19 protein-coding genes and 1 pseudogene are annotated in these 21,465 nt (G+C 66.9%); 6 read left to right on the top strand and 14 right to left on the bottom strand.

Annotated features, from left to right (window positions below; all coding sequences use genetic code 11):
- Positions 1-28 precede the first annotated feature (28 nt).
- The 3 genes from CSEG_RS09965 to dusB are packed head-to-tail and all read right to left on the bottom strand — an operon-like array spanning position 29 to position 3,587.
- On the bottom strand, positions 29-1,450 hold the full coding sequence (locus CSEG_RS09965; protein ID WP_013079109.1) for a sigma 54-interacting transcriptional regulator: 1,422 nt from the start codon (positions 1,448-1,450) through the stop codon (positions 29-31).
- A gap of 2 nt (positions 1,451-1,452) precedes the next feature.
- A complete protein-coding gene (locus tag CSEG_RS09960; RefSeq protein WP_013079108.1) occupies positions 1,453-2,583 on the bottom strand; it encodes a two-component system sensor histidine kinase NtrB in 1,131 nt (376 codons plus the stop codon).
- Positions 2,580-3,587 (bottom strand): tRNA dihydrouridine synthase DusB, encoded by a 1,008-nt coding sequence (gene dusB, locus CSEG_RS09955; RefSeq protein ID WP_013079107.1) that lies wholly within the window; start codon positions 3,585-3,587, stop codon positions 2,580-2,582. Before dusB ends, CSEG_RS09960 begins: the two co-directional genes overlap by 4 nt.
- Before the next feature lie 99 nt (positions 3,588-3,686).
- On the opposite strand from dusB, the gene CSEG_RS09950 reads away from it, so the two are divergent.
- From CSEG_RS09950 to CSEG_RS09940, 3 genes and pseudogenes are all read left to right on the top strand, one after another.
- On the top strand, positions 3,687-4,835 hold the full coding sequence (locus CSEG_RS09950) for a bifunctional 2-C-methyl-D-erythritol 4-phosphate cytidylyltransferase/2-C-methyl-D-erythritol 2,4-cyclodiphosphate synthase (RefSeq protein ID WP_013079106.1): 1,149 nt from the start codon (positions 3,687-3,689) through the stop codon (positions 4,833-4,835).
- A gap of 36 nt (positions 4,836-4,871) precedes the next feature.
- Positions 4,872-5,365 (top strand): annotated as a pseudogene (locus CSEG_RS09945) (CinA family protein).
- Positions 5,365-6,477 (top strand): FUSC family protein, encoded by a 1,113-nt coding sequence (locus CSEG_RS09940; protein ID WP_013079105.1) that lies wholly within the window; start codon positions 5,365-5,367, stop codon positions 6,475-6,477. Before CSEG_RS09945 ends, CSEG_RS09940 begins: the two are co-directional and overlap by 1 nt.
- Here the strand turns inward: CSEG_RS09940 and CSEG_RS09935 are convergent.
- Positions 6,474-6,926 (bottom strand): type II toxin-antitoxin system RatA family toxin, encoded by a 453-nt coding sequence (locus CSEG_RS09935; RefSeq protein ID WP_013079104.1) that lies wholly within the window; start codon positions 6,924-6,926, stop codon positions 6,474-6,476. The genes CSEG_RS09940 and CSEG_RS09935 overlap by 4 nt on opposite strands.
- 4 nt (positions 6,927-6,930) lie before the next feature.
- Complete coding sequence (lipA, locus tag CSEG_RS09930; protein WP_013079103.1) at positions 6,931-7,908, bottom strand: lipoyl synthase; 978 nt, start codon at positions 7,906-7,908, stop codon at positions 6,931-6,933.
- A 248-nt stretch (positions 7,909-8,156) separates the two neighbouring features.
- On the opposite strand from lipA, the gene CSEG_RS09925 reads away from it, so the two are divergent.
- The gene (locus tag CSEG_RS09925; RefSeq protein ID WP_013079102.1) at positions 8,157-9,710 is read left to right on the top strand and encodes an AMP-binding protein; all 1,554 of its coding nucleotides are present in this window, start codon (positions 8,157-8,159) and stop codon (positions 9,708-9,710) included.
- 48 nt (positions 9,711-9,758) lie between these two features.
- A complete protein-coding gene (locus CSEG_RS09920; RefSeq protein WP_013079101.1) occupies positions 9,759-10,154 on the top strand; it encodes a DoxX family protein in 396 nt (131 codons plus the stop codon).
- On the opposite strand, the gene CSEG_RS09915 is transcribed toward CSEG_RS09920, so the two are convergent.
- The 8 genes from CSEG_RS09915 to eno all read right to left on the bottom strand — a co-directional run bounded on the left by CSEG_RS09915 (position 10,151) and on the right by eno (position 19,561).
- On the bottom strand, positions 10,151-11,611 hold the full coding sequence (locus CSEG_RS09915; RefSeq protein WP_013079100.1) for a DUF6880 family protein: 1,461 nt from the start codon (positions 11,609-11,611) through the stop codon (positions 10,151-10,153). The genes CSEG_RS09920 and CSEG_RS09915 overlap by 4 nt on opposite strands.
- An 18-nt stretch (positions 11,612-11,629) precedes the next feature.
- The gene (lpdA, locus tag CSEG_RS09910; protein WP_013079099.1) at positions 11,630-13,030 is read right to left on the bottom strand and encodes a dihydrolipoyl dehydrogenase; all 1,401 of its coding nucleotides are present in this window, start codon (positions 13,028-13,030) and stop codon (positions 11,630-11,632) included.
- 81 nt (positions 13,031-13,111) lie between these two features.
- Positions 13,112-13,588 (bottom strand): glutathione peroxidase, encoded by a 477-nt coding sequence (locus tag CSEG_RS09905; RefSeq protein ID WP_013079098.1) that lies wholly within the window; start codon positions 13,586-13,588, stop codon positions 13,112-13,114.
- 16 nt (positions 13,589-13,604) lie between these two features.
- Positions 13,605-14,894: a pyruvate dehydrogenase complex dihydrolipoamide acetyltransferase gene (locus CSEG_RS09900; RefSeq protein ID WP_013079097.1), complete on the bottom strand. Its 1,290-nt coding sequence runs from the start codon at positions 14,892-14,894 to the stop codon at positions 13,605-13,607.
- A gap of 146 nt (positions 14,895-15,040) precedes the next feature.
- Complete coding sequence (locus CSEG_RS09895) at positions 15,041-16,399, bottom strand: pyruvate dehydrogenase complex E1 component subunit beta (protein WP_013079096.1); 1,359 nt, start codon at positions 16,397-16,399, stop codon at positions 15,041-15,043.
- Entirely contained in the window at positions 16,396-17,427 is a 1,032-nt protein-coding gene (pdhA, locus tag CSEG_RS09890) for a pyruvate dehydrogenase (acetyl-transferring) E1 component subunit alpha (RefSeq protein WP_013079095.1), read from the bottom strand. Before pdhA ends, CSEG_RS09895 begins: the two co-directional genes overlap by 4 nt.
- Positions 17,428-17,593: 166 nt before the next feature.
- Positions 17,594-17,896, bottom strand: coding sequence for an FtsB family cell division protein (locus tag CSEG_RS09885; RefSeq protein ID WP_013079094.1), 303 nt, complete (start codon positions 17,894-17,896; stop codon positions 17,594-17,596).
- Positions 17,897-18,280: 384 nt separating this feature from the next.
- On the bottom strand, positions 18,281-19,561 hold the full coding sequence (gene eno, locus CSEG_RS09880) for a phosphopyruvate hydratase (protein WP_013079093.1): 1,281 nt from the start codon (positions 19,559-19,561) through the stop codon (positions 18,281-18,283).
- A gap of 115 nt (positions 19,562-19,676) precedes the next feature.
- On the opposite strand from eno, the gene CSEG_RS09875 reads away from it, so the two are divergent.
- Positions 19,677-20,447, top strand: coding sequence for an enoyl-CoA hydratase (locus CSEG_RS09875; RefSeq protein WP_013079092.1), 771 nt, complete (start codon positions 19,677-19,679; stop codon positions 20,445-20,447).
- On the opposite strand, the gene CSEG_RS09870 is transcribed toward CSEG_RS09875, so the two are convergent.
- The gene (locus tag CSEG_RS09870) at positions 20,448-21,434 is read right to left on the bottom strand and encodes a retropepsin-like aspartic protease (RefSeq protein WP_013079091.1); all 987 of its coding nucleotides are present in this window, start codon (positions 21,432-21,434) and stop codon (positions 20,448-20,450) included.
- Positions 21,435-21,465 lie beyond the last annotated feature (31 nt).

The raw sequence follows: 21,465 nt of genomic DNA, 5'->3' as shown, positions 1-21,465 counted from the left end.
AACAGCTATGTGCTACGAATGCTTCAGTCTAGCGTCGCCCGCGGGTCATTTCGACGCCGAGATCCTGGATTTTCTTGCGCAGCGTGTTGCGGTTGAGGCCGAGGATTTCGGCCGCCCGCACCTGGTTGCCCCGCGTCGCCGAGAGCGTGAGCTGGATGAGGGGCCGCTCGATCTCCTGAAGGACGCGATCGTACAGTCCCGGCGGCGGCACACCATCCGGCTGGTCGGCGAAGTGCGAGGCCAGATGCCGTTCGACCAGCGTTGAGAGCGTGACAGGCCCTTCCTCAGACCGCACCGCCGGCGTGTGATCCTGCAGCTCGCGATCGACGATGCGGGCCGTGATCAGCTCCTCGGCGTAGAGCGCGCACATGCGGCGCATCAGGTTCTCGAGCTCGCGCACGTTGCCGGGCCACGGATAGCTCTTCAGCCGATCCAACGCGCTCTGGTCGATCGTCTTGGCGGGCAGCCCTTCGCGAGCCGCGCGCAGAAGGAAGGTTCGCGCCAGGTCCGGGATGTCTTCGGCGCGATCACGCAGCGGCGGCAGGCGCACGGGCGCGACGTTCAGGCGGAAGAAGAGATCCTCGCGGAACAGGCCCTGCTGGATCAGGCCCCGCAGATCGCGGTTGGTCGCCGCGATGATGCGGACATTGGGCCGGCGCCCCGTCTTCGGATTGATCACCGGCTCGGTGCCGTCGATGACGCGCAACAGACGGGTCTGGGCGTCGAGCGGCATGTCGCCGATCTCATCGAGGAACAGCGTGCCGCCATCGGCCTCGACCAGGCGGCCATTGTCTCCCTCGCCCCGTCCGAACAGCTCGACCTCGACCCGCTCCCGCGGCACGGCCGCCAGGTTCAGGACCACGAACTTGCCGTCACGCCGGCGTCCCAACTCGTGCAGGGCGCGCGCGACCAGCTCCTTGCCGGTGCCGCTCTCGCCGAGAATCAGGACCGTCAGGTCGGCGCCGACCAGGCGCGCGATGGTCCGATAGACCTCCTGCATCGGCGCCGAGCGGCCGATCAGGGGCAGACGCTCGTCCCGCATGGCGCGGGCTTGGGCCTTGGAGGCCTCGGTATCGGCCGGACGCGAGAGCGCGCGCCGCGCGGCGGCCGTCACGTCGTCGAGATCGAAGGGCTTGGAGACGTACTCGAAAGCGCCGGCGTCGGCGGCGTTGACCGCCGTCAGCAGCGTGTTCTGCGCGCTCATCACGATGATCGGCAGCTTGGGACGCTCCTTGCGGATGCGCGGCAAGACATCGAAGACATTCTCGTCCGGCATCATCACGTCGGTGACGACGAGGTCGCCCTCCCCATCCGTGACCCATTTCAGCAGCGTGGTCGCGTTGCCGGTGGCGCGGACCTGATAGCCCAAGCGCGTGAAGGCTTGACTGAGCACCAGCCGAACCGAGCTGTCGTCATCGGCGATCAGGATCTTCTTGCTCGCGGCGTTCATACTCACGCGTCTCCGGAAACAGTGTCGGGAGCGCCATTTTGCGGCGCGATGGGCAGCAGCACGCGGAAGACGGTGCGGCCGGGCTCGGATTCGAAGTCGATCAGCCCGCCATGGGCGGTCACCAACTTGGTCACCAGCGCGAGGCCAAGCCCCGTTCCGTTGGCCTTGGTGGTGACGAAGGGCTGGAACAGATGATCGCGCAAAGTGGTCGGAACGCCGGGCCCGTTATCGACCACACGCACCTCGATCGGCGCGCCGCTCGAGGTCTTGCCGTCGGCGCCGCGAACGCGAACGCCGGGACGCCAGGCGGTGTGGATCGAGATCGCTCCGCGACCGTCGCCGCGCATGTGCGCCGCCTCGGCCGCGTTCTTGGTCAGGTTCAGGAACACCTGGATCAAATGATCCTCATCGCCCCAGACCGGGGGCAGGGACGGGTCGTAGCTTTCCTTCAACTGCAGCCCGTCGGCGACCCCATTGGCGACCAGGGCGCGCACGCGGTCGAGGACCTGGTGGATATTGACCGGTTCGCGGGGAGTCGGCGCGTTGTCCGAGAACGCCTCCATGCGGTCGACGAGCCGGCGGATGCGATCGGTTTCGTCGACGATCAACTGCGCCAGCGGCTGATCCACGGCGCTGGCGCCGGTCTTGAGCAGCTGTGCGGCGCCGCGAATGCCGGCGAGCGGGTTCTTGATCTCATGGGCGAGCATCTTGCCAAGCCCGACAACGGAGCGGAGCCCGGCGGCGTCCGCGCCGCGATCAACGCCCAGCACGCCCTTGACGTGCAGCGTCAGCAAAACAGACCCGTCGCCCAGCGGCGCGGCCGCGCCATCCGCCTCGAAGGGGGGCTGGCCAAAGAGGTTGACCTCGACGCCATGCTCGCGGACGAGCGCGCCCTCCGAAATGGCTCGATCCAGCAGCGAGACCAGCACCGACCCCGGCGGCAGGGCGGCTCGGAAGCGGCCCCGCGCCAAGAGAGACAGGCCATGACCAAAGAGCGCTTCGGCGGCCTCGTTGACGGCGACAAGGCCGCCGTCGCGATCCACCACGAGCGCGGGCTCGGGGCTGAGATCAAAGGCCGCCGACTTCAAGGCGTCGGTGGCGACACCGCCCAGTACGCGGGCTCTGTCGGTCATGCGGCTAATCTCCCGCCCGCCAGCCAGAGGTCGCGCAAGGCGGCCTCCACGGCGGCGGGATCCTCTAGGCGACACAGGGTGGCGCGCGCGGCGCGGCGCGCTTCGGCCGTTTCGGGCCAAGGCGCGGCCTCGATGTAAGAAGCCAAGTGCTTGCGGAACATCTTCAGGCCCTGCCGCTCGCCATAGAAGGACAGGCTGCGGCGGAAATGGGTGAGCGCGATCGCCAGGCGCTCCTCGGCCTCGGGCTCGGCGAAGCCCCGACCGTCCAGCGCGGCTTCGATCGCGCCAGCGATCCAGGGGCGTCCATAGACGCCGCGCCCGATCATGACGCCGTCGGCGCCGGATTGCTCGAGGGCGGCGCGGGCGCTCTCGCCGTCGACGATGTCGCCGTTGACCAGCACCGGCACCGACACAGCCTTCTTGACCTGGGCGACGGCGGACCAGTCGGCGACGCCCTTGTAGAACTGGTTGCGGGTGCGGCCATGCACCGTAATGGCCTTGGCTCCGACGGCTTCGGCCCGAGCGGCGATTTCGGGCGCATTGCGGCTGCCATCGTCCCAGCCCAGACGCATCTTGACGGTCACCGGAACATCCACCGCCCGGACCGCGGCAGCCACGAGCGCCTCCGCCAGATCCGGCTCGCGCATCAAAGCCGACCCGCAGGCCGCGCCGGCGGCGACTTCCTTGGCCGGACAGCCGAAGTTCAGATCGATGATCTCGGCCCCCGCCTCGGCCGCCATGCGCGCGCCTTGGGCCATGCAATCGATGTCGCGCCCGACAAGCTGAATCACCGTCAGCGGCAAGCCGTCGCCGACGGCGGCGCGACGGACGACGTCGGGCCTGCCCTTCGCGAACTCCGCGCTGGCCACCATCTCCGTCGCCACATATGGCGCGCCGAGCGCCGTGGCCGTTTCTCTGAAGGGCAGGTCCGAGACCCCGGTCATAGGCGCAATCCACACCCGACCAGGGACGCAAACCCCGCCGACCTCGAGCCTGTTGCTCATTTTATGATCATCCCCGTAGCATTCTTTTTAGGCACATTGTGCGGCGCAGTAAAGCCCGTATCGACTGGACAAGGGACGTCGTCCGACTAAACAGCCCCCATGAGCTTCTCCGCCGTGATCGTCGCCGCCGGCTCGGGAACCCGAGCAGGCCCGGGCCAGGCCAAGCAATGGCGCATGTTGGCCTGCAAACCCGTTCTGAGGTGGTCTGTCGAGGCGTTCCTCGCGGCCGGCGCGTCGGAGGTCGTGGTCGTGACGACCGATGAGGGCGAAACGGCGCTGCCGGACGTCCTGCAAGGGCTCGCGGGTTGGCGGCCAGCGCGCGGAGGCGCTACTCGAGCCCTCTCGGTTCAGGCTGGCTTGGCCGCCCTGGCTCATCGCCCGGCGGACGAACCCGTGCTGGTCCACGACGCGGCGCGCCCCCTGCTGGCCCAGAAGACGATCCGCGACGTTCTGACGGCGCTCGGAGACGCCGACGCCGCCCTGCCCGCCCTCCCCGTCGCCGACACCCTCAAGCGCGCCGAACCGGACCAGAACCCCGTGACGACCTCTCGCGAGCATCTGTGGCGCGCCCAGACGCCCCAGGCCGCCCGTCGACGGACCCTGATCGAGGCCTATGCCGCTTGGTCGGGCGACGAGCCGACCGACGACGTCCAGGTGGTGGAAGCCGCTGGCGGACGCGTCGCGATCGCGCCCGGCGATCCGTTGCTGATGAAATTGACCTATCCAGAGGACTTCGCCATGGCCGAACGCCTAGCCGGCGCCACGCGCGTCACCCGTGTCGGTCAAGGCTTCGACGCCCACCGCTGGGGACCGGGCGAGGAAGTCTGGCTTTGCGGCGTCGCGATCAAGCACGACGAGACCCTGATCGGCCACTCGGACGCCGACGCCGGCCTGCACGCCCTGACCGACGCCATTCTCGGCGCGATCGGCGAAGGCGACATCGGCGATCACTTCCCGCCCACCGATCCGCAATGGAAAGGCGCGGCCTCGGACCTGTTTCTGAAACACGCCGCCGACCTCGTGACCGCGAAGGGCGGCGCGATCATCAATGTCGATGTCACGCTGATCTGCGAGCGGCCCAAGATCAAACCGCACCGTCAAGCGATGCGCGAGCGGCTGGCGGAGATCCTGGGACTTCCGGTCGATCGCGTCAGCGTCAAGGCGACCACCACCGAGAAGATGGGCTTCACGGGTCGCGGCGAAGGCCTCGCCGCCTCCGCCGTCGTATCGGTCGAGACTCCGGCCTGAACAGGCTAGGCTGACGGCGCGAAGACGGAGACTCGCATGTTCCCGCTGGAGATAGAGACCCTGGCCCGCCTGTTGATCGACGAGGCGCGCGGTCGCTCCCTACGCCTGGTCACACGGCGGAGAGTTGCACCGGCGGCCTCGTCGCAGGCGCGATTTGCGCCATCCCCGGCGCCTCGGACGTCTTCGAGCGCGGCTTCGTCACCTACACCAACCGGGCCAAGTCCGAGATGCTGGGTGTTCCTGGCGACCTGATCGCCGACCATGGCGCGGTGTCGGAACCCGTCGCCCGGATGATGGCCGAAGGCGCGCTTAGAGAGAGCAACGGCCACGTGGCCGTCGCGATCACCGGCGTCGCAGGCCCCGGAGGCGGCACGCCGCTGAAACCGGTCGGCACAGTTCACTTCGCCGTAGCCCGCGCCAACCGCTCGGTCGTCCATCGCCACGAGCGGTTTCTGGGCGACACCCGTGAGGCCGTCCAGCTGGCCGCGATCGTCACGGCGCTGGAAATGCTCCGCGAGGCGGTGGCCTAGTGCCTGAGACCTCGCCCAGCGATTGGCGGCGCTTCACCGGCGCCAACCTCTCGCAGCGGGCGCTGAAAGCCGCCGCCGCCCGCAAGACGGAGATCCGCCACGCCATTCGCGTCTCCGCCGCCGCCGGCGCGGCCTACGCCCTGGCGACCCTGCTGCGCCTGCCACAGGGCTACTGGGCGGTGTTCACCGCCGTCATCGTGGTCCAGGCGAGCCTTGGCGCGACGATCACCGCATCGATCGAGCGCTTCCTGGGCACGGTGGTCGGGGCCCTCGCCGGCGCCGTGGCGGCCTATCTCCATACGCGCTGGCCGGAGTTCGGCGGCCTGATCCTGTGCGTGACGGTGGCGTTGCTCGCTTTCCTGGTCTCGATGAGGCCTTCGCTGAAGGCGGCCCCGGTCACCGCCGTGATCATGCTGATCGGCACGACGACGCACATGGACCCGCTGATCGCCGCCGGTCTCCGGGTCGCCGAGATCACGGTCGGCAGCTTGGTCGGTGTCGCGGCGACGTTGCTGATCTTCCCTGCGCGCGCCCACGCGTCCGTCGTCGCCAGCATCCAGAAGATCGCCGGCCTGCAGGCGCACATCCTGGAAAGCCACGTCCTGGCGCTTCGCGGAACGCCTGGCCCGACGGACTACCTCAAGGCTCAGGACGATCTCCGCGCGGCGCTCGCCAAGCTTCAGACGGCCGTGACGGAAGCCGATCGCGAAAGCGCCTCGCGACTGAGCGATCGTTCGGTGTCCGAGGCCTTGCCACGGACGTTGTGGCGACTGCGCAATGACACGGTGATGGTCAGCCGCGCCGTGCGAGGCGATTTGCCGGACGCCATCGCGCCCGCCGCCGCCGACATGCTCGAGGCCTGCAGCCAATTCCTGAGAGCATCGGCGGACCTCCTTGCCGGCGGGCCCAAGCCAGACCGCATAGGCTTTGCGGCCGCTCACCAGACCTTCCAGACGTGTTTCGAGGGCTTGCGCGAAAAGGGCGTCACCCGCGATCTCGAGTTCGACGGCGCCGCGCGGGTGTTCGGCCTGGTGTTCGCGATCGAGAACCTGTTCGCCAATCTTGGCGACTTCGAGGAACGCGTCGAGGAGGCCGTCGGGCCGAAGGACTAGGCCTGCGATCCGTAGATCTGCCGAGCGCGATCCTCGAAGCACGCGATCAACTTGCCGGCGGCCTTGTCGACATTGGCGGCCAGCAGCGCGTCCAGCATCAGCGACTTGAAGGCGAATTCGATCGTGAACTCGATGCGCGTCGCGCCCTCTTCCGGAATGAAGCGCCAGGCGTTCGCCAGGCGCTTGAACGGGCCGTACAGCAGATTGACGTCGATGCTGAGCGCGTCGCTATCGCGGCGAACTCGCGTCGCGAACTTCTCGCGCAGGAACGAGAAGCCGACCTGGGCCTCGGCGTCGACGGTGCTGATTGGCCCGTCCTCACGCGCGTTCCAGGTGCGCATGCCGGTGATCCACGGCACGAAGCTGGGATAGGCCTCGACGTCGCCGACGAGTTGGAACAGTTGCTCCGGCGCGTACGGCAGCACGCGCGTCACCACGTGACGATGCAAGGCGTCAGGCCTTGCGGGCGTCGAGCGCGCGGCGCGCGGCCTGCAGCTTGGCGAAGTCGTCGCCAGCGTGGTGCGACGAGCGGGTCAGCGGGCTGGACGAGACCATCAGGAAGCCCTTGGCCCGGGCGATCGCCTCGTAGGCCTTGAACTCCTCGGGCGTGACGAACCGTTCGACGGCCGCGTGCTTGCGGGTCGGCTGCAGATACTGGCCGATGGTGATGAAGTCGACTCCGGCCGAGCGCATGTCGTCCATCACCTGCATGACCTCCTCCTTGGTCTCGCCCAAGCCGACCATCAGGCCGGACTTGGTGAACTGGGAGGGATCGCGCTGCTTCACGCGGTCCAGCAGGCGCAGCGAGTTGTAGTAGCGCGCGCCGGGGCGGATCTTCAGATAGAGCCGCGGCACGGTCTCGAGATTGTGGTTGAAGACGTCCGGCTTGGAGTCGATCACCACCGTCTCGGCCCCGTCCTTGCGCAGGAAGTCCGGGGTCAGGATTTCGATCGTCGTTCCCGGCGCAGCCGCGCGGATCGCGGTGACCACCTCGGCGAAGTGACGCGCGCCGCCGTCCAGCAGGTCGTCGCGGTCGACCGAGGTGATGACCACGTGCTTGAGACCCATCTTGGCGACGGCCTCGGCCACACGGCGCGGTTCGTCGGGGTCCAGCTGGGTCGGCAGGCCGGTCGTGACGTTGCAGAAGGCGCAGGCGCGGGTGCAGATCTCGCCCATGATCATCATGGTCGCGTGCTTCTGGCTCCAGCACTCGCCGATGTTCGGACAGGCCGCTTCCTCGCAGACCGTATGCAGGCGGTTTTCCCGCACGATGCTCTTGGTCTCGTTGTACTGACCCGAACCCGGGGCGCGGACGCGCAGCCACTCGGGTTTGCGGAGCACCGGCGTATCAGGACGGTTCTGCTTTTCGGGGTGGCGCGCCGCCCGGTCTTCCGAGCCGCGAGCCTTGAGGGTGTCGATCACCGTGGCCATGGCGCCTAAATCGGTCTTCTTGGCTTCAGGATCAAGCGCTTGATCCTGCTTAAGACCCCTTTCGTGACGGAATCACTCCCGGGTCCGGGAACGACCACGATGGAACCGTAGGGATTGCTCAAGGCCTTACGCCACAAAGGCCGAAACTCACGCTTTGTGACTCATTCTTGCAAAGCGAGACCTTCCTCGGCAGACTCGGCGTCTAACGAACGAAAGCGGTCATCGCTTTTCGGGGAGGTTTCGGCGGGATGCCGGTAGCTTACGACGCGCGAAACGGCCAAAAAGCCCTCTTCGACGCCCTTATCGACGCCCGCGACAAGTATGGCGCTAGGAAGCAGATCCTGGAGGACCAGGATCGCAATCCGCTCAGCTATACGGACCTGATCCGGGCCAGCTTCGCCTTGGGCCGCAAGATCGCCGCCATGACCCGTCCTGGCGAGAACGTCGGCGTGCTTTTGCCGTCTGGCGCGGGGGCGGTGGTGACCTTCTTCGCCCTGCACGCCTTTGGCCGCGTGCCGACCATGCTGAACTTCACGGCGGGCCTGCGGAACATCAAGGCCGCCTGCCGACTGGCGGGGATCAAACGCGTCCTGACCGCCCATAAGTTCGTGGAGCTCGGCAAGCTTCACGACATCATCGATGCGATCGGGGTGCAGGCCGAGATCACCTATCTCGAGGACGTGCGCGCCACGATCGGCCTGGGCGACAAGCTGTTCGCCGCGGCCGCCGGCTTGTTCCCGCGCCAGTTCCGCGCACCGGCCAAGCCCTCTGACAAGGGCGTGGTGCTATTTACCTCAGGCAGCTTTGGCGCGCCGCGCGGCGTGGTCCTGACCCAGGAGAACCTTGTCCAGAACGCCGTGCAGATCGCGGCGCACATCGAACTCGATCCCAACTGGGTGATGTTCAACCCGCTGCCGGTGTTTCACTGCTTCGGCCTGACCGGCGGCGTGGTCCTGCCGATCCTGACCGGCATGAAGGCGTTCCAGTACCCGTCGCCCCTGCACACCAAGCAGATCCCGCCGCTGATCAAGGACTGTAAGGCCTCAATCCTGCTGGCGACCGACACCTTCGTAAACCAGTACGCCCGCGCCTCCGACACCGACGAGTTGGCGGGGCTAAAGTTCATCGTCTGCGGCGCCGAGAAGGTGCGCGATGAGACCCACGCCTTGATCAAGGAGCGCTTCGGCGGCGTGCCTGTGCTGGAAGGCTATGGCGCGACCGAGGCCTCGCCTGTCATCGCCGTGAACAAGCCGCTCGACAATCGCCCGGGCACGGTCGGCGGCCTGCTGCCGGGCCAGGAGGTGCGGATCGAGCCCGTCGAGGGCATCGCCGAGGGCGGTCGCTTCTTCGTGCGCGGCCCCAACATCATGGCTGGCTATCTGCGCGAGGACGGCGGCGTCGATCCTCCCGAGGACGGCTGGCACGACACCGGCGACGTGGTCACCATGACCGACGACCAGTGGATCACCATCAAGGGCCGCGTGAAGCGCTTCGCCAAGATCGGCGGCGAGATGGTCTCCCTGACGGCCGCCGAGGACCTGGCGTCCGCCGTGTGGCCGGACGGTCGTCACGCGGTCATCTCCCTGCCGGACAAGAAAAAGGGCGAGAAGCTGATCCTGGTCACCGACCGCCCCGACGCCGACGTCGCGCCTCTGGTCGCCCACGCCCAGACGATCGGGGCGCCGGAATTGGCCGTGCCGCGCAAGATTCTGAAGGTCACCGAGGTGCCCGTGCTGGGCAGTGGCAAAACCGACTATGTCGCGATCCAGCGCATGGCCGAGACCGACACCCGCGCGGCGTGACCAATCCGCCTTCCGGGCGTTGAATAAGCGTCACTAAGGAGGAAAGGCATGGAACGCCTCGTCATCTGGTCGCCCCGCGTCCTCAGCGTGCTGCGTATCGTCGCCGCCCTGCTCTTCATGGAGCATGGGCTGATGAAGCTGCTGCACTTCCCGGCCGCTCAACCCGGCGCTCCGGATCCGCTGCCACCGCTGCTGCTGGCGGCGGCCTGGCTCGAGATCATCGGCGGCGTCCTGCTCACGGTCGGCCTGTTCACCCGACCGGTCGCTTTCGTGCTGTCCGGCCAGATGGCCATCGCCTATTTCCTGGCGCACGGAAGCAAGGGCTTCTGGCCGGCCCTGAATGGCGGCGAAGCGGCGATCCTGTTCTGCTTCGTCTTTTTATACCTGGTGTTCCAGGGACCCGGCGAGTGGAGCGTAGACGCCCAAGTGCGCAAACGTCCCTAGAAGGCGCCGCCCAGGGCTTCCAGCTCCGCGCGGAAGCCCTGTTTGCGGCTGTGCAGCGCACGCAGATCCGAGACGAACGCGGCGTGGTCGGGGTACTCGCCATAGTCCCCGATCATGGCCGACAAGGACTCCGCCTCAAGCAATTGGCGGGCGGCTTCCGCATAGCGGGTCGCCACGCCGTAGGTCAGGACGTACTGGATTGACGCTCGCAGCAACAGGGTGGCCGCCAGAGGATGACTGCCCTCCAGCCGGCGCGCGGCCTCGACGACCAGAGTGTCGTCCGCGCCATTGATCTCGCCCGACCGCGACAGCACCAGCCGGGCGGCCGCCGGAAGGTCAGGCCAGGAGACCAGGAAGGCCAGAGCCGTGTCGAAGCGCGGGAAGCGCTTGGCGACCGCCTTGGCCTGGTCCTCGGCCTCGACGTCGTCGAAATCCGGCAGGCCCTTCAGATAGGCGCGCAGGCGGCTGATTGACAGCGTCGCCTCGAAGTCCGCCCAACGGCGCTTTTGAGCCTCCTCGTGATGGCCCGTCGCCTCCAGCGCCTCCAGCATCGCGTCTTCCCAGGCGACGCGCTCCTCGACGGCGCTCTGGTGACGACCGCGCTGCTCTCCTGGCGCGCCAGCCTGCAGGGTCCCCAGGGCGTCCTCAGCCCTCCCCGCTTCCAGCAGCCGCCGCGCGATCTCCGCGGAGACCAGAGGCGTTCTGCGCAGCTCCGGCGAGAAGGTCGCCTCGAAGGCGTCGACATCGCCGCTGGCGTCGGCCAGGCGGCGCAAGGCGTCCTTGTAGATCGCGCCCTGGGCGTCGAAGAGATGCGCCGAGCGGGTCAAGCGCGCGGCGAGCATCTTTTCCAGCGTCTCGCGCAGATGCGCCTGCCCCTTGGCGCCGAGCGCCGGCGTCACGGCGTTCACCAGCGGTCCAAACTGAGCGTAGTCGTCACGCCGCAGCAGCCTTGCGACCCGGTCGGCCAGCGCGACGGGATCGGGCATGGCCTTGGCGGCGATCGCGCCGACGCCGTCGCGCGCGGCCAGAAAGACTTCGCCGATCGGGCCTTCCGCCTGGCTGAGGCGATCCAAAGTGGGCGTCGCCAGATCCAGCAGGTCCAGCATCAGGTCCAGCGCGGCTGTCGCGTCGTCCTCCGCCAGCCGCTCGATCATGCGGCGATGCAGGTCGAGATCCTTGGCGAAGGCGGCTCGCTTGCGCCAGTGGATGCGCGACGAGGATTTACCGATCGTCGCGAGGCGCTTCGAGATCTCTAGCGCCAAGCCCTCGGCGCTGGACTCCGCGAACAACTCGAGACGCAGCACGCGCTTAACGTGGCTGTCGCTGGAGAGGTCGAGCAGGATGGCGGCCAGGCGCTCTGGACCCAGGTCAGCCAGGTTGGCTTCGGAAAGGGTCGTCTTGGACCCCTTCCTGGCCTTGGCCGGCTTCTCGCCCGTCGCGGCTGCCTTGCGCGCCATCCAGTCTCCCTAGTGAGCCTAGATGTGCAGGACTCGGCCGTAGGCGTCCAGGGCGGCCTCGTGCATGGCTTCCGACATGGTCGGGTGAGCATAGACGATGCCGTGCAGGTCTTCCTCGGTCGCTTCCAGGGTGATCGCGGTGACGAAGCCCTGGATCATCTCGGTCACTTCGTGGCCGATCATGTGGGCCCCGATCAGGGCGCCAGTCTTGGCGTCGAACACGGTCTTCACGAAGCCCTCGACCTCGCCCGCGGCCACGGCCTTGCCGTTGACACGGAACGGGAAGCGGCCCGCCTTGACCTCGATGCCCGCGGCCTTGGCGCCGGCTTCGGTGTAGCCGACCGAGGCGACCTGCGGGTTGGCGTAGGTGCAGCCGGGGATCGGCGAGTGGACGTTGGGGGTCTTGTAGCTGGCGATGGCCTCGGCGGCGTGGATGCCCTCGTGGCTGGCCTTGTGGGCGAGCCAGGGACCGCCGGCGATGTCGCCGATGGCGTAGAGGCCCGGCACGTTGGTGCGGCCGTGCTTGTCGGTGACGACGTGACCGCGATCCAGGCTGACGCCCAGCGCTTCCAGGCCCTCGTTGTTTGGCGCGATGCCGACGGCGACGATGCACTTCTCGGCGGTCAACTGCTCGATCTTGCCGCTGGCCTCGACCGTGACGGCGACGCCGTCCTTGGTCTTCTCGATCTTGCCGACCTTGGCGCCGATGCGGAACTTGATGCCGCGCTTCTCGAACGCCTTCTGGGCGGCCTTGGAGACCTCTTCGTCCTCGACAGGCATGATGCGGTCGATGGCTTCGACGACGGTCACTTCAGCGCCCAGCGCGCGGTAGAAGCTGGCGAACTCGATGCCGATGGCGCCCGAGCCGATCACGACCAGCGACTTAGGCATGCTCTTGGGCGCCAGGGCGTCGCGGTAGGTCCAGATCTTGTCGCCGTCCGAGACCGCGCCGATGGCCGGGATCTCGCGGGCGCGGGCGCCGCTGGCCAGGATCACGTTCTTGGCCTGAACCGTGCGGCTGCCGCCGGCCTTCAGCGCGATGACGAGCTTGGGCGCGGGATTACCCTTCTCGAGCTTGGCCTCGCCCTCGATCACCTCGATCTTGTGCTTCTTCATCAGGAAGGCGATGCCGCTCGACATCTGCTTGGCGACGCCGCGCGAGCGCTCGATGATCTTGGTGAAGTCGAACGAAGCCTTCTCGACCGACAGGCCGTAGCCGCCCAGGTGCGAGAGCTGCTCGTAGATTTCGCCGGACTTCAGCAGGGCCTTGGTGGGGATGCAGCCCCAGTTCAGGCAGATGCCGCCCAGGTTCTCACGCTCGACGATGGCCGTCTTCAGGCCCAACTGGCTGGCGCGGATCGCGGCCACATAGCCGCCAGGACCGGCGCCGATGACGACGACATCGAATTCCGTGGACATAGTCTTCTCAACCCTAGCTTGGACGCCGGCCGAGGGAGCGGCGCGACGGTCGACCAGTCCGAAGACCAGTCCGGGGAAATTTCAGAGCAGCGCTTCGATCGCCGCCGTCAGGTCTTCAGGCTTGGTGGTGGGCGCGAACCGCTCCACCACCTCGCCGTCACGGCCGATCAGGAACTTGGTGAAGTTCCACTTGATCGCCTCGGTGCCCAGCAGGCCCTTCTGTTCCTTCTTGAGGAACTTGTAGAGCGGGTGGGCGTCGCCGCCGTTGACGTCGATCTTCGACATCACCGGGAAGGTGACGTCATAGGTCAGCGAGCAGAAGTTCGCGATCTCGGACGCATCACCCGGCTCCTGGGCGCCGAACTGGTTGCAGGGGAAGGCCAGGATCGTGAAGCCACGATCCTTGTAGGTCCGCCACAGCTGCTCCAGCCCCTCGTACTGGGGAGTGAAGCCGCACTTGCTGGCCGTGTTGACGATCAGCAGAACCTGGCCGCGATACTCGGCCAAGCTCGCGTCCTGGCCGTCCAGCGTCTTGGCCGAGTAGTCGTAGACGGACATCTCGTCCTCCCGCCGCTTAGACGATCAGGGTCAGCGGCTCTTCGATCAACGGCTTGAAGGCCGCCAGGAACTTGGCGCCGATCGCGCCGTCGACCACGCGGTGATCGCAGGTCAGGGTCACGGTCATGACCGTGGCGACCTTGAGCTCGCCGTTCTTGACGACCGGACGCTGTTCGCCCGCGCCGACGCTCATGATCGCGCCTTGCGGCTCGTTGATGATCGAGGCGAACGACTTGATGCCGAACATGCCGAGGTTCGAGATCGAGAAGGTGCCGCCCTGGAATTCCTCGGGCTTCAGCTTCTTGTCCTTGGCGCGCTGGGCCAGGTCCTTCATCTCGGCCGAGATTTGGGCCAGGCCCTTGGTTTCGGCCTTGCGGATGATCGGGGTGATCAGCCCGCCGTCGATCGCCACGGCCACCGCGATGTCGGCGTTGTGGTGCATGGCGATGCCTTCAGGCGTGTAGCTGGCGTTGGCTTCCGGCACCTGCTTCAGGGCCACGGCGGCGGCCTTGATGACGATGTCGTTGACCGAGACCTTCACGCCCTGCTTTTCCAGCAGGCTGTTGATCTTGGCGCGGGCCGCCAGCAGGGCGTCGATCTCGAGATCGATCTGCAGCGGGAAGTGCGGCACGTCGCGGAAGCTATCCGTCAGGCGACGCGCGATCGTCTTGCGCATGCCGTCCAGCGGGACGAGGTCGTACGAGCCGGCGGGGATGCCCATCTGCTCCAGCGACAGAGCCTTGCGGGGCTCGGCGGCGGCCGGAGCGGCGCTGGTCGAGGCCGGAGCGGCCTTGGCGGCGGGCGCGCCCGACTTGGCGGCCTCGACGTCGGACTTGATGACACGGCCGTGCGGGCCGGTGCCCTTGATGCTCTTCAGGTCCAGGCCAGCGGCCGAGGCCAGACGACGCGCCAGCGGCGAGGCGAAGACGCGCGAGCCGTCGGCGGCGACCGGAGCCGCCGGCGCGGGCGCGGCAGGAGCCGGGGCGGCGGGAGCAGCCGTCGGGGCCGGAGCAGCGGCGGCGGCCTTGGGCGCCTCGGCCTTCGGGGCCGGCGCGGGGCTCTCGCCCTCGCCCGCCAGCTTGGCGATCAGGGCGTTGACCTTGACGTTCTCGGTTCCGGCGTCGACCAGGATGGCCTCGACCACGCCTTCGTCGACGGCCTCGACTTCCATAGTGGCCTTGTCGGTTTCGATCTCGGCGATCACGTCGCCGGCCTTGACGGTGTCACCGACCTTGACGTGCCACTTGGCGAGGGTCCCCTCCTCCATGGTGGGCGACAGGGCGGGCATCAGGATGTCGATCGACATTGAGCTTCTTCCTCAAGCGTTCGGGACTTTCACGGCCCCCTTGGAGTATTTGGGCCGTCGTCCACGATACCCCGCCTCGCGGCGGGATGAATTCGTTGGCCAAGACGATGCGGCCCCCGCCGTCGAGGGCGAGGGCCGCGCCGGTCTTAGCGGTAGCTGACCGCCTTCGCGGCCTTCACGATCTTCTCGACCGAGGGCAGCGACAGGGCTTCCAGGTTCGCCGCATAGGGCAGCGGCACGTCTTCCTGGTGGACCCGCAGCGGCGGGGCGTCCAGGTAGTCGAAGCCGTGCTCGGTGATGCGGGCGACGATCTCGGCGCCGACGCCCATCGGGCCCCAGCCTTCCTCGACCGTGACCAGGCGGTTGGTCTTCTTGACGCTTTCCAGGATGGTCGCGTGGTCCATCGGACGGATCGTGCGCAGGTCGACGACCTCCGCCTGAATGCCTTCCTTCTCCAGCTCCTCGGCCGCTTTCAGCGCGAAGCCGACCATTCGGCTGTAGGCCACCAGCGTCACGTCCGAACCTTCGCGACGGACCTTGGCCTTGCCGATCGGCACGACCCAGTCCTCGACGTCCGGGATGTCGAACTCGTGGCCGTACATCATCTCGTGCTCGAGGAAGACGACCGGGTTCGGATCGCGGATCGCGGCCTTCAGAAGGCCCTTGGCGTCAGCGGCGTCGTAAGGCGCGATGACCTTCAGGCCCGGGACGTTGCCGTACCAGGCGGCGTAGTCCTGGCTGTGCTGAGCCGCCACGCGCGAAGCCGCGCCGTTGGGGCCGCGGAACACGATCGACGACTTGATCTGACCGCCCGACATGTAGAGCGTCTTGGCGGCCGAGTTGATGATCTGGTCGATCGCCTGCATGGCGAAGTTCCAAGTCATGAACTCGACGATCGGCTTCAGGCCGGCCATGGCCGCGCCGACGCCCATGCCGGCGAAGCCGTGCTCGGTGATCGGGGTGTCGACGACGCGCTTGTCGCCGAATTCCTGCAGCAGGTCGCGGCTGACCTTGTAGGCGCCCTGGTACTGGGCGACTTCCTCGCCCATCAGGAACACGCGGTCGTCGCGACGCATCTCTTCGGCCATGGCGTCGCGAAGGGCGTCGCGGACCGTGATCTTCTTCATCGGCGTGCCGGCCGGGACTTCCGGATCGGCGAAGGTCGAGGCGGCCGAGATCGGGCCGGCGGCCGGGGCCGTGGCGACCGGAGCCGGCGCGGCCTCAGCGGCCGGAGCCGGCGCAGCGGCGGGCGTCGAGGCGGCTTCGCCTTCGCCCTTCAGGCGAGCGATCAGCGTGTTGACCTTGACGTTCTCACTGCCGGCCGGGACCAGGATGGCTTCCACCACGCCTTCGTCGACGGCTTCGACTTCCATCGTCGCCTTGTCGGTCTCGATCTCGGCGATCACGTCGCCGGCCTTGATGGTGTCGCCTTCCTTGACCAGCCATTTGGCCAGGGTGCCTTCCTCCATGGTGGGAGAAAGGGCGGGCATCAGGATGTCCGTCACTCGGCGGCCTCCAGGTATACGTCAGTGTACAGTTCCGAGGGATCCGGCTCGGGGCTCGTGCGAGCGAACTCGGCGGCTTCGGCGACGATGCGCTTCACTTCCGCGTCGACGCTCTTCAGGTCGTCTTCGGTGACGCCAGCCTTGGCCAGGCGCTCCTTGATGTGGTCGATCGGATCGCGGGTCGTCTTGACCTCGTCGACCTCTTCCTTCGTCCGGTACTTGGCCGGGTCCGACATCGAGTGGCCGCGATAGCGATAGGTCTTCATCTCGAGGATGTAGGGACCTTGGCCGCTGCGGGCGTGCTCGGTGGCGCGGGCGCCGGCTTCACGGACGGCGACGACGTCCATGCCGTCGACTTCCTCGCCCGGAATGCGGAACGAGATACCGCGCTTGTGGAAGGCGGTCTCAGAGGCGGAGCGCTCGACGGCGGTGCCCATCGCGTACTGGTTGTTCTCGATCACGTACACGACCGGCAGCTTCCAGAGCTGGGCCATGTTGAAGCTCTCGTAGACCTGGCCCTGGTTGGCCGCGCCGTCGCCCATGTAGGCGTACGACACGTTGCCGTTGCCCTTGTAGGCGTTGGCGAGCGCGAGACCCGTGCCCAGCGAAACCTGCGCGCCGACGATGCCGTGACCGCCGTAGAAGCCGGTCTCGACGTCGAACATGTGCATCGAGCCGCCCTTGCCCTTGGACGAGCCGCCGGCGCGGCCGGTCAGCTCGGCCATGACCTCGCGCGGATCCATGCCCGCGGCCAGCATGTGGCCGTGGTCGCGGTAGCCGGTGATGATCTGGTCACCCTTCTGCGAGATCGACTGCATGCCGACCGCGATGGCTTCCTGACCGATGTACAGGTGGCAGAAGCCGCCGATCAGACCCATGCCGTACAGCTGGCCGGCTCGCTCCTCGAAGCGGCGGATCAGCAGCATGTCCTGATAGAATTTCAGGAGTTCGTCTTTTCCGACGAAGGCGTTGACACCGGTGTCAGCCGCCTTCCCCTCTGAGGCCTCAGCCTTGCGCGTACGCGCCATTCAAATCTCCCTGGCCAATCTTCATCGCGGCCTTCGTCTTGAGAGCATTTCCCGCCGAAAAAGTCGTCGGTTCCGCGAAGGAAACGCTCTAGTGCACCATCAAGCGGCACGGAGCCAAATGGCGCCGCGCCGGCTGACAATCGATTCCAAAGGATTATGGATTCGGTCAGCTCGAACGCTTGACCCGGATCACATAGTCCCTCGGGTCGGCGTATCCTAGGAGCGAGCGCGCGCGCTCTTCCAGCAGGTCGGCCGACAGACTGCCGCTGCGTAATAGACGAGCGCGGGCCTCCAGGTCCATCCTCTCTGCACGTATCTTCCTGAGTTCCTTTGTTTTTGCTGCGAGGTCCGCATTGCGCTGCGAAATGGACAGCAGGCCCCGATCACCGGTCAGAGCGTGAAAGGCGAAGTAAAAAATCAGGAAGAAAATCGCCGCGGTCGGCAGGAAAGGTTGCAGTCGGGCGAACATCTGAGCGTCCCAAAGAGGGATTCGCAGGATCGCTGACCCTGCTTAACGCCTTCTAAATCTGGGTGTTGCGAACGCCGGTCTCTCGCAGCGATGACCCCGGGGCGGTGCTTTCACGTGAGATGGTTTCAGCCGCATCTAGATGCCGCATCGCCGAAGCCATTTCGCGGTAGCGAAGGCGCGAAAACTGGTCTCTTTTGAAACCAATGCGACCCTTTTAGAAAATTTGTGGGTTAACCTTTCCTGACGACGCCCTCTCACCGCCAGAGAGCTCCCCGATAGGCGGAATCGGCGACGGTCCGAGCGCGATCGAAACGGCCGGCTACAAGCAAAAGGGCGCGGCCTCCTGCGAAGCCACGCCCTCAAAAGCCAACGCTATGGAAGAGTTTAGCGGCCCTTCAACGCCGCGCGACCGGCATAGACGCCTTGGTCGTCCAGCATCTCCTCGATGCGCAGGAGCTGGTTGTACTTGGCCGTCCGGTCCGAACGCGCCAGCGAGCCCGTCTTGATCTGACCGCAGTTCAGCGCGACGGCCAGGTCAGCGATCGTGCTGTCCTCGGTCTCGCCCGAACGGTGGCTCATGACGCTGGTGTAGCCGTGGCGGTGGGCCAGCTCGACAGCGTCGATGGTTTCCGACAGCGTGCCGATCTGGTTGACCTTCACGAGGATCGAGTTGGCCAGGCCCTTGTCCAGGCCGATTTGCAGACGCTTGGGGTTGGTCACGAACAGGTCGTCGCCGACCAGTTGGACCTTCTTGCCCAGCGTATCGGTCAGCAGCTTCCAGCCCTCGAAATCATCCTCGGCCATGCCGTCTTCGATGGTGAGGATCGGGAACTTGGCCACCAGGCCGGCCAGATAGTCGACCATGGCGGCCGGATCGAGCGACTTGCCCTCGCCTTCCAGTTCGTACTTGCCGTTCTTGAAGAACTCGGTCGAGGCGACGTCCAGGCCCAGGACGAAGTCGTCACCGGCTTTGTAACCAGCCTTCTCGCCAGCCTTGACGATGAAATCGAGCGCGGCCTCGGCGCTGGCGAGGTTCGGGGCGAAGCCGCCTTCGTCGCCGACGTTGGTGTTGTGACCGGCGTCCTTCAGGGCCTTCTTCAGGGCGTGGAAGATCTCGGCGCCCATGCGTAGGCCTTCGCGGAAGTCCTTGGCGCCGGTCGGCAGGATCATGAACTCCTGGATGTCGATCGGATTGTCGGCGTGAGCCCCGCCGTTGATGATGTTCATCATCGGGGTCGGCAGCACGCGGGCGTTGACGCCGCCGACGTACTTGTAGAGCGGCAGGCCGGCCGACTCGGCGGCGGCCTTGGCCGCGGCCAGCGAGACGCCGAGGATCGCGTTGGCGCCCAGACGGGCCTTGTTCGGAGTGCCGTCCAGTTCGATCAGCAGGTTGTCGAGACGACGCTGGTCCTCGGCGTCCACGCCCGACAGCGCGTCGAAGATCTCGCCGTTGACGGCGTCGACGGCCTGCTGGACGCCCTTGCCGAGATAGCGGGCCTTGTCGCCATCGCGCTTCTCGTTGGCCTCGTGAGCGCCGGTCGAGGCGCCCGACGGCACCGCGGCGCGACCAAAGGCGCCGTCCTCCAAAATCACGTCGACTTCGACGGTCGGGTTGCCCCGGCTGTCGAGAATTTCGCGGGCGATGATGTCGACGATCTCGGTCATGGACTGCTCCTCAAGGCCAAAAGGCGCGGCAGGCTTTAGCCGCCAAGCGTCCCTCGCGCAACTTGACTTCCCTTCGGGAGAGCCACCGAACATCGAACATCCATGGGAGGATCACATGCTGGACGTCGAACGACGCGGACCGATCGCCATTGTCACCCTGAACCGCCCCGAGGCGATGAACGCGCTCTCCAAGGCCCTCAGGCTGGCGCTTTACGACGCCATGGTGGCGCTGGACGGCGATGAGGACGTCAGCGTGGTGATCCTGACCGGCGCGGGCGAACGCGCCTTCACGGCGGGACTGGACCTCAAGGAGCTAGGCGGCGACGCCTCGGCGATGGGCGCCGCCAACGACCAGGACGCGCGCTCAAATCCGGTCAGGGCGGTCGAGCGGTGCCGAAAGCCCGTCATCGGCGCGATCAATGGCGTGGCGATCACGGGTGGCTTCGAACTCGCCCTCGCCTGCGACGTGCTGATCGCCTCCGAGACCGCCCGCTTCGCCGATACCCACGCTCGGGTCGGGATCATGCCCGGCTGGGGACTCTCACAGAAGCTGTCGCGCCTGATCGGCCCCTATCGCGCCAAGGAGCTGTCGCTCAGCGGCAATTTCCTCGACGCCCGGACGGCCGCCGACTGGGGCCTGGTCAATCGCGTCACCGCGCCGAGCGATCTTCTGCCCACAGCCTTGAAGCTCGCCGAGGACATGGCCTCGATCCCGGTCGAGACCTTGGCCTTCTACAAGGGCCTGATCGACGACGGCTATGCGCGCGCCTTCGGCGAAGCCCTGGCGCTCGAACACGAGCGCTCGAGCGGCCACAATCGCGAGGTCACGCCGGAAAAGGTCGAGGCGCGCCGCCGCCAGGTGATGGACCGCGGACGCTCGCAGTAGTCAGGCGTTCCAGATCCGAGGCGCCAAGCCGCCCTGCCCCAGTCGGAACAGAACGCGTCCCGCTCCAAAATCCAGCTCGACGCGTGCGAACAGGCGAAGGATGTCGACGCCGATCAAGGCGGCCGGTCGATTGTTCAACGACCAGAGGTCGAAGATGTGCAGGTCGGCGAAGGCCATGGGGACGTTCGTAATCCTCAGGTCGCCCATCAGCACGGATGGGACCAGCCTGAACTCGCCCAGCTGCATCTCGCCGCCGGCTGTCAGCAAGCGGGCCGGCCGGACAAAGTCAGGCGTGCGGCGGCGGCGGGTCGCGATGGCCCGCGCCAGGGCCATGTTGCCAATGCTGACGCCTCCGCCTGAGTCTATGAAGGCCAGCGACCTCACGCCGCCGATCCGGGAATCGGCCAGTGTCAGCCGTCCGAATTGCTCGTCAGCCGCCACCGAAACCTCGCTCGACATGCGCATGACCTGCGAGACTCTCTGAGTGCGCCTGATCTCAAGGCGTTTTCTCGGAAAATCCATGACGATGTTCCGGCCTTCCAGGATGTCGACTCCCAGAAGTCCATCCGCTCCAACGCGGTCATACGGCAGCACGGGCAGGTTCACGTCTTGGAGCTTGGCGTCACCGGCGCGCAGATTGTCGATCCTGGCCGTCGACGTGGTCACCGAGCCGGAGACGCCGTGGACGATGATCTCCGGACCGGCCGGCAGTGATAGTCGCTCGACGAGGCCCGGCGTCAAAACGGTGCGGTCCGCACCTGTGTCGACCACAAACTGGAAGGGACCTTGACCGTTGATCACGACTTCGAGGGTCATGCGGGCGTGCTGATCCAGGCCCGCGTCGAGCAGCACCAGTTGATCGGGCGGCGGTGAACCGGTCGAAGGTGGAAGCTGTGGCAATGGAACCGGCGCGACGGCCGCCGCCAACGCTGGCGGCGCGGCCATCGATAGACCCAGTCCCGCCGTTATGGTCCGGCGTGTGAGCATGGGCGCTCCTCCCTGTTGGAAGGATAACACC

The sequence above is a fragment of the Caulobacter segnis ATCC 21756 genome (assembly GCF_000092285.1).
GTDB classification, from domain to species: domain Bacteria; phylum Pseudomonadota; class Alphaproteobacteria; order Caulobacterales; family Caulobacteraceae; genus Caulobacter; species Caulobacter segnis.
This window is presented reverse-complemented; position numbering and strand designations above follow the sequence as displayed.